This is a genomic window from Streptomonospora mangrovi (assembly GCF_027604915.1).
Lineage (GTDB): Bacteria > Actinomycetota > Actinomycetes > Streptosporangiales > Streptosporangiaceae > Streptomonospora > Streptomonospora mangrovi.
On the sequence record NZ_JAJAQC010000005.1, the window covers coordinates 128,332 to 141,495 of the forward strand.

At 72.9% G+C, this 13,164-nt stretch carries 12 protein-coding genes; 4 read left to right on the forward strand and 8 right to left on the reverse strand.

What is annotated here, in order from left to right; translation table 11 throughout:
• The first annotated feature begins 8 nt into the window (after window positions 1-8).
• Window positions 9-944 carry a FecCD family ABC transporter permease gene (locus LG943_RS04635; RefSeq protein WP_408648542.1) on the forward strand — a complete coding sequence of 312 codons (936 nt, stop codon included), beginning with the start codon at window positions 9-11 and terminating at the stop codon, window positions 942-944.
• Window positions 941-1,975: a FecCD family ABC transporter permease gene (locus LG943_RS04640; RefSeq protein ID WP_270070904.1), complete on the forward strand. Its 1,035-nt coding sequence runs from the start codon at window positions 941-943 to the stop codon at window positions 1,973-1,975. The genes LG943_RS04635 and LG943_RS04640 overlap by 4 nt, the downstream gene beginning before the upstream one ends.
• A gap of 31 nt (window positions 1,976-2,006) precedes the next feature.
• Here LG943_RS04640 and LG943_RS04645 read toward each other — a convergent pair whose 3' ends face one another.
• Together LG943_RS04645 and LG943_RS04650 are read right to left on the reverse strand one after the other, a co-directional pair.
• The gene (locus tag LG943_RS04645) at window positions 2,007-2,678 is read right to left on the reverse strand and encodes a response regulator (protein ID WP_270071023.1); all 672 of its coding nucleotides are present in this window, start codon (window positions 2,676-2,678) and stop codon (window positions 2,007-2,009) included.
• The gene (locus LG943_RS04650) at window positions 2,666-4,012 is read right to left on the reverse strand and encodes a sensor histidine kinase (protein ID WP_270070905.1); all 1,347 of its coding nucleotides are present in this window, start codon (window positions 4,010-4,012) and stop codon (window positions 2,666-2,668) included. Before LG943_RS04650 ends, LG943_RS04645 begins: the two co-directional genes overlap by 13 nt.
• A 205-nt stretch (window positions 4,013-4,217) precedes the next feature.
• Between LG943_RS04650 and LG943_RS04655 the strand changes: the two genes are divergently transcribed.
• Window positions 4,218-4,802 (forward strand): DUF6069 family protein, encoded by a 585-nt coding sequence (locus LG943_RS04655; protein ID WP_270070906.1) that lies wholly within the window; start codon window positions 4,218-4,220, stop codon window positions 4,800-4,802.
• Between the two features lie 130 nt (window positions 4,803-4,932).
• On the opposite strand, the gene LG943_RS04660 is transcribed toward LG943_RS04655, so the two are convergent.
• Window positions 4,933-5,175: a CsbD family protein gene (locus LG943_RS04660; protein ID WP_270070907.1), complete on the reverse strand. Its 243-nt coding sequence runs from the start codon at window positions 5,173-5,175 to the stop codon at window positions 4,933-4,935.
• A 331-nt stretch (window positions 5,176-5,506) separates the two neighbouring features.
• Between LG943_RS04660 and LG943_RS04665 the strand changes: the two genes are divergently transcribed.
• Window positions 5,507-6,589 carry an MrcB family domain-containing protein gene (locus LG943_RS04665; RefSeq protein WP_270070908.1) on the forward strand — a complete coding sequence of 361 codons (1,083 nt, stop codon included), beginning with the start codon at window positions 5,507-5,509 and terminating at the stop codon, window positions 6,587-6,589.
• Window positions 6,590-6,701: 112 nt separating this feature from the next.
• Here the strand turns inward: LG943_RS04665 and LG943_RS04670 are convergent, their stop codons facing one another.
• The 5 genes from LG943_RS04670 to LG943_RS04690 all read right to left on the reverse strand — a co-directional run bounded on the left by LG943_RS04670 (window position 6,702) and on the right by LG943_RS04690 (window position 13,124).
• Window positions 6,702-7,883, reverse strand: coding sequence for an NAD(P)/FAD-dependent oxidoreductase (locus tag LG943_RS04670; RefSeq protein ID WP_270070909.1), 1,182 nt, complete (start codon window positions 7,881-7,883; stop codon window positions 6,702-6,704).
• 160 nt (window positions 7,884-8,043) lie between these two features.
• Window positions 8,044-9,480 carry a sodium:solute symporter family protein gene (locus LG943_RS04675; RefSeq protein WP_270070910.1) on the reverse strand — a complete coding sequence of 479 codons (1,437 nt, stop codon included), beginning with the start codon at window positions 9,478-9,480 and terminating at the stop codon, window positions 8,044-8,046.
• A gap of 383 nt (window positions 9,481-9,863) precedes the next feature.
• On the reverse strand, window positions 9,864-11,072 hold the full coding sequence (locus tag LG943_RS04680; RefSeq protein ID WP_270070911.1) for an FAD-dependent oxidoreductase: 1,209 nt from the start codon (window positions 11,070-11,072) through the stop codon (window positions 9,864-9,866).
• Window positions 11,069-11,824, reverse strand: a complete 756-nt coding sequence (locus tag LG943_RS04685; protein WP_270070912.1) for a GntR family transcriptional regulator — start codon at window positions 11,822-11,824, stop codon at window positions 11,069-11,071. The genes LG943_RS04680 and LG943_RS04685 overlap by 4 nt, the downstream gene beginning before the upstream one ends.
• Window positions 11,825-11,981: 157 nt before the next feature.
• Entirely contained in the window at window positions 11,982-13,124 is a 1,143-nt protein-coding gene (locus tag LG943_RS04690) for an epoxide hydrolase family protein (protein WP_270070913.1), read from the reverse strand.
• Window positions 13,125-13,164: the final 40 nt, after the last annotated feature.

Here is a 13,164-nt window from a genome sequence, read left to right on the forward strand (position 1 = left end):
CCGCGCTCATGTTCACCTCGGTCGCCGTGGGCTCGCGCACCGTGCCCTGGGCGGAGGTCGTGGCGGCCCTGGGCGGCTCGGCCGAGGGCTTCGACCAGGCGGCGGTGGCCAAGCGCGTGCCCCGCACCCTGCTCGCGGTGCTGGCGGGCGCGGCGCTGGGGCTGTCGGGCGCGGCCATGCAGGGGGTAACCCGCAACCCGCTGGCCGACCCCGGGATCCTGGGCGTCAACATGGGCGCCTCGCTCGCCGTGGTGGTCGGCCTGTCCTACTTCGGGCTGTCCTCGGCGACCGCCACCATCTGGACGGCGATCGCCGGCGCCGCCGCCACGGCGGTGTTCGTCCACGTCATCGGGTCGCTGGGGCGGGGCGGCGCGACACCGCTCAAGCTCGCCCTGGCCGGCGCGGCGACCTCCGTCGCGCTGTCGGCGTTCATCAGCGCCGTGGTGCTGCCGCGCGCCGACATCGCCGACCGGGTGCGGTCCTGGCAGATCGGCGGGGTGGGCGGCGGCACCTACGAGGCCATCGGGTACGTGCTGCCGTTCCTGGCGGTGGGCGCGGCCGTGTGCCTGCTGTCGGCCGCCGGGCTGGACCTGCTGGCCCTCGGCGACGAACTCGCCGCCGGGCTGGGCACGCGGGTGGCGCTCGTGCGCACGGCGGCCTCGGTGGGCGCGGTCGTGCTGTGCGGGGCCACCACCGCCGTGTGCGGGCCGATCGGGTTCGTCGGGCTGGTCGTGCCGCACATGTGCCGGCTCCTCGTGGGGGTGGGCCACCGCTGGCTGCTGCCGTTCTCCGTGCTGGCCGGCGCGGCGCTGCTGACGGCCGCCGACGTGGTCGGCCGCCTGGTGGCCCGGCCCGCGGAGATCGACGTGGGGATCGTGACCGCCCTGCTCGGCGCCCCGTTCTTCGTCTACATCGTCCGCCGCCAGAAGGTGCGCTCGCTGTGAACCTCTCCACCGCCCCCTCCATCGGCCGCGACCGGGCGCGGCGCGCGCTCCGGCGCCGCGCCGTCATCGGGGTGCTCGCCGCCCTGATCGTGGTGGCCTTCGCCGTCAGCCTGATGGTGGGGCAGACGTTCTACCCGCCCGGCGACGTGCTGGGGGTGCTGCTGGGGCAGAACGTGCCCGGCGCGTCGTTCACCGTGGGGCGGCTGCGGCTGCCGCGCGCGGTGCTGGCGCTGGTGGCCGGGCTGTGCTTCGGGCTGGCCGGGGTGACGTTCCAGACGCTGCTGCGCAACCCGCTGGCCAGCCCCGACATCATCGGCATCAACTGGGCGGCCGGGGCGGCGGCGACCTTCGCGATCATCGTGCTGTCGCTCGACGGGATCGGGGTGTCGGTGTTCGCGATCACCGCCGGGCTGCTGGTGGCGGGGGCGGTGTACCTGCTGTCGTTCAAGAACGGGGTGTCGGGCACCCGGCTGATCCTGATCGGGATCGGGATCTCGGCCATGCTGGAGAGCGCGACCTCCTACATCCTGGACCAGGCGGCGTCCTGGGACCTCCAGGAGGCCATGCGGTGGCTGACCGGCAGCCTCAACGGCACCACGTGGGCGGAGACCCTGCCGGTGGTGGTGGCGCTGCTGGTCATCGGGCCGCTGCTGCTGGCGCAGTCCACGCGCCTGTCGATCATCCAACTGGGCGACGAGACGGCGGCGGCGCTGGGCGTGCGGGTGGAGCTGGTGCGGCTGGTGGCCGTCATCGGGTCGGTGGGGCTCATCGCGTTCGCCACGGCGGCGGCCGGGCCGATCGCGTTCGTCGCGTTCCTGTCCGGGCCGATCGCGGCGCGCGTGGTGGGGCGCGACGGGTCGCTGCTGCTGCCGGCGGCCCTGGTGGGGGCGCTGCTGGTGCTGGTGGCCGACTTCTGCGGCCAGTTCGCGTTCGGCACCCGCTACCCGGTGGGGGTGATCACCGGCGCCCTGGGCGCGCCCTTCCTCGTCTACCTGATCGTGCGCACCAACCGGGCGGGCGGCTCGCTGTAGCCGCCGGGCGCTCAGGCCAGGCCGGCGGGCGTCAGGCCAGGCCGGCGTCGTGGGCCAGCAGGGCGATCTGGGTGCGGTTGTCCAGGCCGAGCTTGGTGAGGACGCTGGAGACGTGGGCCTTGACCGTGGCCACGCTCATGTACAGCTCGGCGGCGATCTCGGCGTTGGTGCGGCCTTGGGCCACCGCCAGGACCACGTCGTTCTCGCGGGGGCTCAGCGCGGCGAGGGCGCGGCGGGCGCGGTCGAGGGCGTCGGCCTGGACGGCGGCACGGTCCATGAGGCGGCGGGTGACGCGCGGCGACAGGATCGGCTCGCCTGCCGCGACCCGGTGGACGGCGGCGACGATGCGCGGCGGCGGGGTGTCCTTGAGCAGGAATCCGGCGGCGCCGGCGCGCAGCGCGCGCAGGATGTTCTCGTCGGTGTCGAACGTGGTGAGCACGACGACCTCGGGCGGGTGGGGGCGGGCGCGCAGGCGGCGGGTGGCGGTGATGCCGTCGACGCGGGGCATGCGCAGGTCCATCAGCACGACGTGGGGGCGGTGGGCGTCGACGGCGGCGAGGACCTCGTCGCCGTCGGCGGCCTCGCCGACCACGCGGATGCCGTCGCCGCCGTCGAGCATCATGGCCAGGCCGCCGCGGACCAGGGCGTCGTCGTCCACGACGAGGACGCGCAGCTCACCGGGCATGGCGGTCATGCCGGCCATGGTAGCCATGCGCGCAGCGCGAACTCCCCGCCGGCGGCGCCGTGGTCCAGCCGGCCGCCGGCCAGGCGCACCCGCTCGGTGAGGCCGACGAGCCCGGTCCCGGTCCCGGGCGGCGGAGGGGGAGCGGGTTCGCGAGGGGAGTCGGGGTCGCGGGGGTGGGGGTCGCCGGGGTGGGGGTCGCCGGGGCGGAGGCCACCGTGGCCGCCGCGCCCACCGACCGGACGAGGAGCGAGGTCGCCGGGGTCATCGGGACGGGGGCCGTCGGCGCCGGCCAGCGGGTTGGCGAGGGAGACCGTAAGTCCCTCTCCCGGGGCGCCGTGCACGGTGACGGCGACGGGGCTGCCCGGGGCGTGCTTGCGGGCGTTGGTCAGGCCCTCCTGGACGACGCGGTACAGCGCGCGGGCGGTGCCGGCGGGGAGGGTGTCCAGCCGGTCGTCCTCGACGCGCAGGCGCAGGTGGACCTGCGTCCCGGCCGCACGTGTCTCCGCCACCAGCCCGGCGAGGGCGGCCGAGGGCGGGCGCGCCGCCTCGGGGGCGTCGAGGTCGTCGTCGGCGGCGCCGTCGTCGGCGCGCAGCAGCACGATGACCTCGCGCAGCTCCTCCAGCGCCTGGTGCACCCCCTCGCGCACGACGCCGGCGGCCGCGGCCAGCCGCTCGGGCGCGGAGTCGGGGCGGTACTCCAGCGCGCCGGCGTAGGTGGCCAGCAGGGACAGCCGGTGCGCGAGGACGTCGTGCATCTCGCGGGCCAGCCGGGTGCGCTCGGCCATGCGCGCCTCGGCCACGCGGCGACCCTGCTCGGCCTCGGCGCGCCGGGCGCGCTCGCGCAGCGAGCCCACGAGCGCGCGGTGCGCGCGCAGCAGGGCGCCCCAGCCGACCATCGCGCCGTACCCGGCGGCGACCAGCAGCAGCCACCAGCCGTAGGAGATGCCGCCGCTGGGCTGCCACAGGCCCTGGAGGGCGTGGGCCGCCAGGCCCGCGGCGGCCACGGTGACGGCGACGGGGAGGCGGTGGCGCTGGGCGGTGAACAGCGCGGCCATGGTCGCGACGGGGGTGGCGGCGGGCGAGAGCAGCGCCAGGACGGCCAGCGCCAGGGCGACGGGCACCGGGCGCCACAGCAGCGCGGGTGCGGCGACCCAGGCCAGCAGGCCCACGGCGATGTCCAGCGCGGGGACGGCCCCGGGCGGGCCATCGGCCAGGCGCACCCACACGGTGGCCGCGACCAGCGGCAGCACGGCGGCGGCGACGGCCACGGCGGCGACGGGCGTGGGCCGCCAGGGGTCACCGCCGTCGCCGGCGGGGAGCGCGGTGGGGAACGCGCTGACCTCGGATTTCATCGGGCCAGGGTAGCCCCGGCGGGCGTCGGGCCGACACCGACCAAAGTCGGGGCCAGGGGGTCCGTAGGAGGGAACGCGAAGGGCCGGCCGCCCGATGCGCGACGCCCCGCCCCGAGGCGAGGGTGAGGTGGCCGGAAGCGCAGGGGGCGGCCCACCGCCCGAACCCAGCGCCACAGACCACCGCCAGAAAGAAGGCGAACCGCCCATGAGCAGCCACAGCAGCCAGAAGACCCCCCACGCGCCCAAGCCCGCCAAGCCCGCGAAGCCCGCCGAGTGGCCCGAGTCGTCGCCGGAGTCGGGGGAGTCGCCAGGGGCGCCCGTAGGGACGGCCACCGAGGCGGCCACCGGCACGGCCACCACTCCCACCACCAGACCCGGCGTGGTGGCCATCGCCGCCACGGCGGGCCGCAGGCGCGTGCGCCGGGCCCTCGCCGTGGGCGGCGCGGTCGCGGCGTCGCTGGGGGTGTGGGCGGCGGCCGTCGCGGTGGGCGTCGAGGTGGAGGCCCTCCAGGGCAACACCGTCCAGCCGGTGGGTCCGGTGCCGGTGGCGGTCGCGAGCCTGGCCGCCGGCCTGGCGGGCTGGGCGCTGCTCGCCGTCCTGGAACGCACGATGAAGCGGCGCAACCCCTACCGCCTCTGGACGGCGACGGCGGCCGCGGTGCTCCTCCTGTCCCTGGTCGGCCCCCTGACATCAGGCACCGCCCCGGCAACCACCTGGACCCTCGTCCTCCTCCACACCACCCCCGCCGCCATCCTCATCCCCCTCCTCCCCCGAGCCGCCTGCCGATGACTCCGGCTCCCCCGGAGCACGGCGGGGCGGGGAGTGCCCACCGGAACCGCTCGAAGAGCGGAAAACACGGAAGACACGACCGGGGGCGGGCCGATGATCGGCCCGCCCCCGGATGGGTGGTTGTCAGCGGTCAGACGCGGCGGTCGGGGCCGGGGCCCTCACCTCGGCGGTGGGGGTCGTCGTCGCGCATACCCTCGACGAAGCCGCTCACGGCACCCTTGGCGTCTTCCTTGGTCTCGCGGACGTTGCCCTTCACCTGCTCGCCGCGACCCTCGTTCTTCAGCCGCTCGTTGGCGGTGAGCTTGCCCGCGGCCTCCTTGATCTTGCCGCTGATCTGCTCACCCTTGCTCTGGCCCTTCTCGCCGGCGCTCATGTCAGCCTCCAGACCGGCCGGATCACCACGACCCGACCGCGATAGCGGTTTGGCCTCACTCCTCCACTTCCGCGTCCTCGACGTTCTATGCGTCCCAGATCGCGTCATTACGTAGACGCCTAGGTCAGAACGGCTCTGGCCCTGCTGACGTGCCGCGCTAAGTCGCCGCGTACCTGGCCACTTGCGGCCTAGGGGGCGGCTATCCAGGTCAGTATCGACTGCTTATGATCTCGAATCACCTGACTCTGAACTGCCACCTAACAACACAGCAATAGAAAAATATTTTCGAAAACCCAAATCGGGAGAGTATGTGAAACTTCGAGATTATCTCATGTCCATCGCCGAAAATTATGACCGCGATCACCCCATGAGTTCTCCCGTGCAAATTCTACTCAGACAAGCAAGTCGCCATTTAGCGGACATAACCCCAGCCGGACTCATTGTACGCGGCAGCGGAGGACAGGGAAAGGGAACATATACGCCTTGGATCGGATTTTTCGATCCAGACGAAACAAGCAACCCTGGCCATGGTTTGTATGTGGTCTACATTTTTTCCGCGGACCTGAAAAGCGTCACACTCATGCTCAACCATGGCGTCACCGAACTCCGCAAGCAACTTAAGGAAGCATCCCAAGGGAGCCAAAATGAACTACACGAACGACTTCGACTATCGTCAAAGAAATTGATTGGCCGAATACCAGAATCGATGTTGGATCACTGGTCGGATCCTGTCGATCTGAAATCAGATGGGTGGCGACAGAACGCGTATCAGGCTGGTTGCGTAGCCGCCCGAAGGTACGATGCGATGCAACTCCCCGACGAGGACTCCCTTCGCACTGACCTATGGCACATGACCGGGATCTATCAGGAAGCCATAATCGCTCGCCACAACTTGGCTGCAAGCGGCCAAGACCCCATGACCCCAGGCGATACCCCATCCGACCTTAAGGCACCTATCCCGAGTAACGCTCTCATTGAGTTCCGACCGAAGAGCGACTCCGACTATATCGCCCACATGAAAGGGCACAGGATTGTCAAGAAACGCCGACACGAGACTTTAATCGCCGAGTACGGAACCCAGATACAAAAACATGGATTCCAAGCGGCTACGAATGTCCATCCGCGCGACCTTCTTCTCCACCACGGAAGCAAGGTTTGGCTAGTGGAAGCCAAAGTCGTGTATCAAGGAAACGCGACAAACGCAGTGCGCGATGCGATCGGCCAATTGTTCACTTATCGGCACTTTCTTCACAGCACCCCTCCCGAGCCCCACATGGTCGCACTTTTCACCGAATCCATTGGACAGGGATACGTCGACCTACTCGAGAGTTTGTCCATAGCCTCTGTCTGGAAAACGAGGAACGGGTGGCACGGATCACCATCGGCCGAGAACGATTCCCTGATCCCCGGATAGAGCGCGGTTCGTGTTCAGTAGTCGAAGTCCATCCAGGCGGGGGAGGACGCGGGCGGTCGCGTCCTCCCCTTTTTCGGGTGGGTGTCCTGTCGCTTCGGGGGTGGGGCCGGGCCTATTGCTGGCCGGGGAGGCGGACTTGGGTGAGGGTGGTGGTGGGGCGGGCGTCCCGGGGGAAGCGGGTGGGGCGGAAAGCTTCCAGCAATGGGATCTCCGTGGGGGTGTGGACCTCCTCCGTGACCCAGCCCGCCAGTGCGGGGGCCAGGGTGATGCCGCTGTGGGTGGCGACCACGTACAGGCGGCGGTGGGTGTCGGCGTCGGCGAAGCCGCAGACCGTCAGGCCGTCGGCGGGCAGGGCGCGGCGGCCCACTCTCACCTCCGCCACCCGGGTGTGTTCGCCGCCCGTCATAACCTCCGCCAGGCGGGCCGTCAGCTCCCTGGCCACCCGGGAGTCCGGGCCGAGGGGCGGGGCGGCGGGGTCGGCCTCGGCGTCGAGGTCGAGGCCCTGGAGGACCAGGCGGCCGCCGCCCTCCGGGCGGGCGTTGATGCGCGAGGTCGTCAGCACCCGCTCCAGCCGCACCGGGGTGGGCTCGGTGTAGGCCAGGTACCCCACGGTCGCCGAGCCCACGCCCTCCGGGTCGGCCATCGGGATCGTGACCCCCGCCGTGGCCGCCAGTTCCTCGGTCCAGCGCCCCACCGCGCTGATCACGGTGTCAGCGGTCTCCACCGCGCCGTCCTCCAGAGTGATGCGGGCGCCCTCGGCGTCGGCCGCCACGGCGCGCACCGGGGCCGGGCAGCGCAGCCGCACGCCGCGCGCGAGCGCGTCGGTGAGCAGCCGGGCGAGGTACTCCCCCGGCAGGACGTAGCCCTCGTCCGGGAACAGCACCGCCCCCGCCACGCCGTCCGGGATGCGCGCCCCCGGCTCCAGGGTCCGCGCGTCGTCGGCCCCGATCCACTCGGCGGCGTATCCGCGGTCGCGCAGCCGCTCGACCGACGCCTTCAGTGCCGCCTCGTGCTCCGGGGTCGAGGCCCACTCCAGGTTCCCGGTGGGGTGGAACCAGCGCGGCCCGTCGGCGAGTTCGGCGTGCAGGGCGTGGTGGGCGCGCACGCCCGCCAGGTTCAGCTCGTGGTAGGCCATCGGCTCCTTGGCGTGGGAGTTGACCCAGGCGAAGCTGGTGGAGCTGGTCCCCGCGCCGGGCCGGACCGCCTCGTAGACGGTCACGTCGTCGCCGCGCCCGGCCAGTTCGCGGGCGATGGACAGCCCGACCACACCGGCTCCGATGATGGCGATCCGCACGTTGTTCCTCCTGTGATGCTCTTGCTGTGATGCTCTGGGCCTGTGGCGGTCTTGGTGATCTTGGCGATGTTGGTGATCTTGGTGATGGCGGGGGGCGATGGCTTGACGGGCGATGGGGCCGGGGCGCCGACCGGCGATCCCGGCCCCACCCTTTCCCCGCTCAGGCTGTGGGCGCCGGCGTGCGGTCGCCGCCCCTGGCTCCGCGTTGGACGGCCACGGCCACCAGCATGCCGACCAGCGACACGACGATGCCGTACACCGCGTACGGCACCTCGGTTCCGATGATGTGGGCGGCGGCGCAGCCCACCAGGCCGCTGCCCATCGCCGTCAGGGCGATGCCCGGCGTCAGCCGCACCCGGTTGCGCAGGGCGAACCCGACGAAGATCGGCACCGCCAGGGTGGCCGCCGAGTACGCGTAGGTCGCCACCAGCCAGTCCAGCGCCCGGGGGAACGCGATCGCCAGCAGTGCGGCCGTCACCGTCACGCCCACCGTGATGAGCTGCGACATCCGCACCAGCTCCCGCTCGGGCCGGTCGCCCCCGCGGATGTTCTGGTAGAGGTCGCGCACCAGGTTGGTCGTGACCGAGTGCAGCGCGCTGGAGGTCGTCGACACGATGGTGGCGACCAGGAACCCGCTGAAGATCGCCATCACCCACAGCGGCAACTGCCCGATGAACCACCCCGCCGCCAGCTCACGCTCGGCCACGCTGAAGTCCGCGCCCATCGCGCGCACCGCCAGCCCCAGCACGCCGGCGTAGACCCCGGCGATCAGCATCATCACCCCGCTGACGACCAGGCTGCGGCGCACGTTGGACATGTCCTTGGTGGCGAAGATCCGCTGGTAGTAGAGCTGGTTGGTGAGGGTGCCCGGCACGATCGCGAAGACCCACAGCAGGATCGTCGGCCAACCCACCAGGGTGATGGAGGACGGCGACCACAGCTCCTCGGGCACGGTGGTGGTGATCGCGCCGACCCCGCCGGCGGCGTAGACGGCGTAGCCCACCACGAACACCGTCACCACCAGCATGAACACGCCGAAGATGTAGTCCGACCAGGCCACCGACAGCAGCCCGCCCGGCAGCACGAACAGCAGCGACGCCACCGCCATCACGGCGATCAGCACCGGCAGCGACATCCCGGTGAGCTGAGAGAACAGCCGGGCGAACGCCACGAACTGGGTGGCCAGCCAGCCGAAGGGCACCACGATGCTGCACAGCGCCGCGATGGCCACCACCTTGGTATCGCGGCCGAACAGCCGGCTGAGGACCTGCGGGACGGTGTCGAACTCCTGGCTGCGCAGCCACTTGGCCAGCAGCACCAGCAGCAGGAACCCGGCCGTGCACGCCAGTTCGTACACCAGCACCGACCAGCCCCAGGCGTAGCCGATACCGACGTGGGCGACGAGCACGCCGCCACCCGAGGCCGTGGCGAACTGGCTGAACACGACCACGCGCAGCGGAAGCGAGCGCCCGCCCACGATCCAGTCGTCGGAGGTGGCCGCGCGGCGGCCGTAGTAGAACGCGATCAGGGCGCCGGCGGCCATCACGATCAGGGCCGAGGCGACGACGACGGCGGTGGAGACAGTGGATTCAGGCATGGGTTCATCCCCGTTTCGGGCATGCCGATGACACGGCAGAGGTGTGCGGCGGATGGCGACGGAGGGGCGGGCGGCGCGGAGCCCTCGGGCGCGCGTCGGTGCGCGGACGCGGGGGTTCCGGTCGGCGCGGCGCCGCCGGTCCGGTGCCGCGCGGGACGGGTCGGAGTCCGCGCGGCCGCGATGGCGGGATGGTGGACGACGTGATGCGTGGATGCGTCCGGTGGTCGGACGTTCCGGCATGCCTCCGCTGGGTGTGCGGGGAGGGTTCCGGGGTGCCGGTCCCGGGTGGCCGCACCGGGGGTCTCCCGGTGCGCGGCCCGGACCGGCCGCTCGTGTGAGTACGCGGTTCCGCTACGCTGCGGCTCCGCTGCGCTGAGGTGCCGCTACGCTGCGGCGCCCAGGAGGCGGGCGGGATCGAGGTGGCCGATGTCGTACGCGGTCTCCCCGTCGATCGCGAGGTCCGCGATGACCTCGCCGAACAGCGGGGAGAGCTTGAAGCCGTGCCCGGAGAACCCGGTGGCCAGGACCACCCCGGGGCTTCCGGGCAGCGGACCCAGCAGCGCGTGGCCGTCCGGGCTGAACAGGTCGGCGTAGACGGCGGTGCGGCTGGGGTCGGGGTGCAGCCCCGGCAGGTGGCGGCGCACGGTCTCGCGCGCCGTGGCGACCACGTCGGGGGCCGCGCGCGGCGGCAGCTCGCCCGGGTGGCCGACGGCGGGCCGGGGCGCGCTGTGCGGGCTGACCTTGACCGAAACCCCGTCCATGACGGGGAAGCAGGAGTAGCCGTAGTCCCCCACCCGGATGGCGACCGGGTTGGGTCCGGGTATCAGGGCGTCGGGCTCGCGGGCCGGGAACCAGGTCATGGGGATCTGCCGCGCCTGGAGCCCTGCCGAGGCGAGGAGTCCGTGGGCGAAGGTGCCGGGTGCGGCGCTCCACGGCCCCAGGGCCAGGACCAGGCGGTCGAGGTCGTGGCGGCGCCCTCCGGCGGTCACCGACCATCCGGCACCGCGCCGCTCCACCCCCTCCACCTCGGTGTAGCGGTGGATGCGCGCGCCCAACTCCTCGGCCCGCGCCGCCGCCGCGAGCAGCGCGGCGTCGGGCCGCACCACTCCGGCGCGCGGGTCCAGCACGGCGGTCTCGCCCGCCCCCACCGGGTGCTGCGGGAAGCGCTTGGCCGCCTCCTCGGGGGTGAGGACGCGGTGGTCCAGCCCGTACTCTTCGGCGCCCTCCACGATCTCGCGCATGCGGGGGTCGTCGGTCGGCCCGATGGACAGCCCGCCGCACAGGTCGAGCAGGCGGTGGCCGGTGCGGTCCTCCAGTTCGCGCCAGAGTCCTTCGGCGCGCTGGAGGAGCGGGATGTAGCGCCGCCCCTCCAGGTAGGCGGTGCGGAAGATGCGGGACTCGCCCCCGGCCGCGCCCCGGTCGTGCCCGGGTGCGTCGCGGTCGAAGGCCACGACCTCGGCGCCGCGCTCGGCCGCGCGCCAGGCCGCCATGGTGCCGATGGTTCCGGTGCCGATGACGCCGATGCGGGGCCGGGGGCGGGCGCCGGGCCGGGGGCCGGGGCCGGCGCTGGGGCTGGGGTGCGGGCTGGTCATGGCGACTCCTCTGCGGTGGGCGGGGCCGGTGCGAGGGACTGCTCGATGTAGAACGGGCTCTGGTCGGGCAGCAGGTGGGCCTGGAACACCTCGGCGAGCGCGCCGTCGGCCAGCCAGATGGCGCGGCGCAGCCGGAACACCGGCCGCCCCGGCGCGGTGCGCAACTGCTCGGCCTCGGCCTCGGGCAGCGCCACCGGCTCCACGTACAGCCGCGACCGGTGGATCGGCACGCCCGTGGCGCGGAAGTAGGCCACCGTGGTGAGGTCCTCCAGCGGCTCCTCCAGCAGGCGCGGGGCCAGCGCGAAGGGGATGACCGCCCGCTCGGTGGCGATGGGGTTCTCGGCGGCGTCGAGCTTGACGCGGCGCAGCAGCACCACGGGGGTGTCGGGCGCGAACCCGGCCGCCGGTCCGGCGGCGCCGGACCCGGCCGCGCCCGCGTCCTCGGCGGTGGCCACGCGCGCCTCGGCGACCAGGTGGCGCCCTTCGATGTCGGGCCCGGCGCCGTGGGGGTTGACCAGCCGCAGCAGGTCGCGTTCGGGTTCGGCGCTGGCGACGAACGTGCCGCGTCGCCGGTAGCGCACCACCAGGCCGCGCCGCACGAGTTCCTGCACCGCCCGCTGCACGGTGACCCGGCTGACGCCGTGGGCGCGCGCCAGCTCGGCCTCGGTGGGCACCCGGGTGCCGGGCGGCCACTCTCCCGAGGTGATCCGGGCCTCCAGCTCGGCCCGGATGCGGTCGTACCGTGCGGTCATTTTTTGAGTTAACCAATCGGGCATTTGATAAGTCAATACCCGTTCCCTGGAGTTTCCGCCGGTGAAACACGTGCACGTCGGTGAAACACCCGCGCCCCGGGCGGCCGGCGGCCGTCCGGGGCGCGCGGGGCGGGGCGCGGGGCGCCTGCCCGCCCGGCTACCGGAACTCGCGCAGCGCGGCCCGCAGGTCGCCCACGAGCAGGTCGGGCTCCTCCAGCGCCGCGAAGTGCCCGCCCCGGTCGAACTCGGTCCAGCGCACGATCGGGTTGTTGCGCTCGGCCAGCCGCCGCACCGGCAGCATGATGTCCTCGGGGAACACCGCCACCGCCGTGGGCACCGCCGACTCCGGCTCCGGCTCGCCCCAGGTCTCCACGCCCTCCTTGTAGTAGCGCGCCGAGGACCCGGCCGTGCGGGTGAACCAGTACAGCGACACGTTGGTCAGCAGCGCGTCGCGGTCCACCGCGTCCTCGGGGACGTCGGTGCAGTCCGTCCACGCCTTGAACCCGTCGGCGATCCAGGCGAGCTGGGCCACCGGCGAGTCGGTCAGCGCGTAGGCCATGAGCTGCGGCTTGGTGCTCTGGATCGCCGCGTAGCCGCTCAGCTCGTACTCGTAGCGGTAGTGCTTCTCCAGGCTGCGCTTCTCCGCCTCCACCGCGACGTCGGCGGTCTCAGGCGTGGCCCCCGCCGAGAACACCTGGGTCAGGTGCAGCGCCGCCATGTGCTCGGCGTCGATGAGCGCCAGTTCCCGCGACACCAGCGCGCCGAAGTCCTGCCCGTGCGCGGCGTAGCGGGTGTAGCCCAGGCGGCGCATCAGCTCCCGCCACGCCCGCGCCACCCGCGCCACCGTCCACCCGGTCTCGCGGGTGGGTCCCGACAGCGTGAAGCCCGGCGGCGAGGGCACCACCACGTGGAACGCGTCGCCCGGGTCGCCGCCGTGCGCGCGCGGGTCGGCCAGCGGCCCCACCAGCTCGGCGAACTCCGCGAACGACCCCGGCCACCCGTGGGTGAGCAGCAGCGGCAGCGCGCCGGGCTCGGGCGAGCGCACGTGCACGAAGTGCACCGGGTGCCCCTCCAGCTCGGTGGTGAAGTGCGGCAGCTCGTTGAGCCGCGCCTCCTGCGCCCGCCAGTCGAAGCCGGTGCGCCAGTACTCCGCCAGTTCCCGCAGGTAGCCCAGCGGCACGCCGTAGGACCAGTCCTCGGCGGGGTCGTCGGGCCAGCGGGTGCCCGCCAGGCGGCGGGCGAGGTCGTCGAGGTCGTCCTGGGGGATGTCGATGCGCAGCGGCGTGATCGTCTCGGTCATGGCGGGCACGCTAGGCGGGGTGGCGGACGACCTCCGTCCG

Bases quoted from the DNA above. Each gene is read 5' to 3' on its own strand.
- LG943_RS04635 (WP_408648542.1), top strand. From the start codon at position 9: ATGTTCACCTCGGTCGCCGTGGGCTCGCGCACCGTGCCCTGGGCGGAG.
- LG943_RS04645 (WP_270071023.1), bottom strand. From the start codon at position 2,678: ATGGCCGGCATGACCGCCATGCCCGGTGAGCTGCGCGTCCTCGTCGTG.
- LG943_RS04650 (WP_270070905.1), bottom strand. From the start codon at position 4,012: ATGAAATCCGAGGTCAGCGCGTTCCCCACCGCGCTCCCCGCCGGCGAC.
- LG943_RS04655 (WP_270070906.1), top strand. From the start codon at position 4,218: ATGAGCAGCCACAGCAGCCAGAAGACCCCCCACGCGCCCAAGCCCGCC.
- LG943_RS04660 (WP_270070907.1), bottom strand. From the start codon at position 5,175: ATGAGCGCCGGCGAGAAGGGCCAGAGCAAGGGTGAGCAGATCAGCGGC.
- LG943_RS04665 (WP_270070908.1), top strand. From the start codon at position 5,507: ATGTCCATCGCCGAAAATTATGACCGCGATCACCCCATGAGTTCTCCC.
- LG943_RS04675 (WP_270070910.1), bottom strand. From the start codon at position 9,480: ATGCCTGAATCCACTGTCTCCACCGCCGTCGTCGTCGCCTCGGCCCTG.
- LG943_RS04680 (WP_270070911.1), bottom strand. From the start codon at position 11,072: ATGACCAGCCCGCACCCCAGCCCCAGCGCCGGCCCCGGCCCCCGGCCC.
- LG943_RS04685 (WP_270070912.1), bottom strand. From the start codon at position 11,824: ATGACCGCACGGTACGACCGCATCCGGGCCGAGCTGGAGGCCCGGATC.
- LG943_RS04690 (WP_270070913.1), bottom strand. From the start codon at position 13,124: ATGACCGAGACGATCACGCCGCTGCGCATCGACATCCCCCAGGACGAC.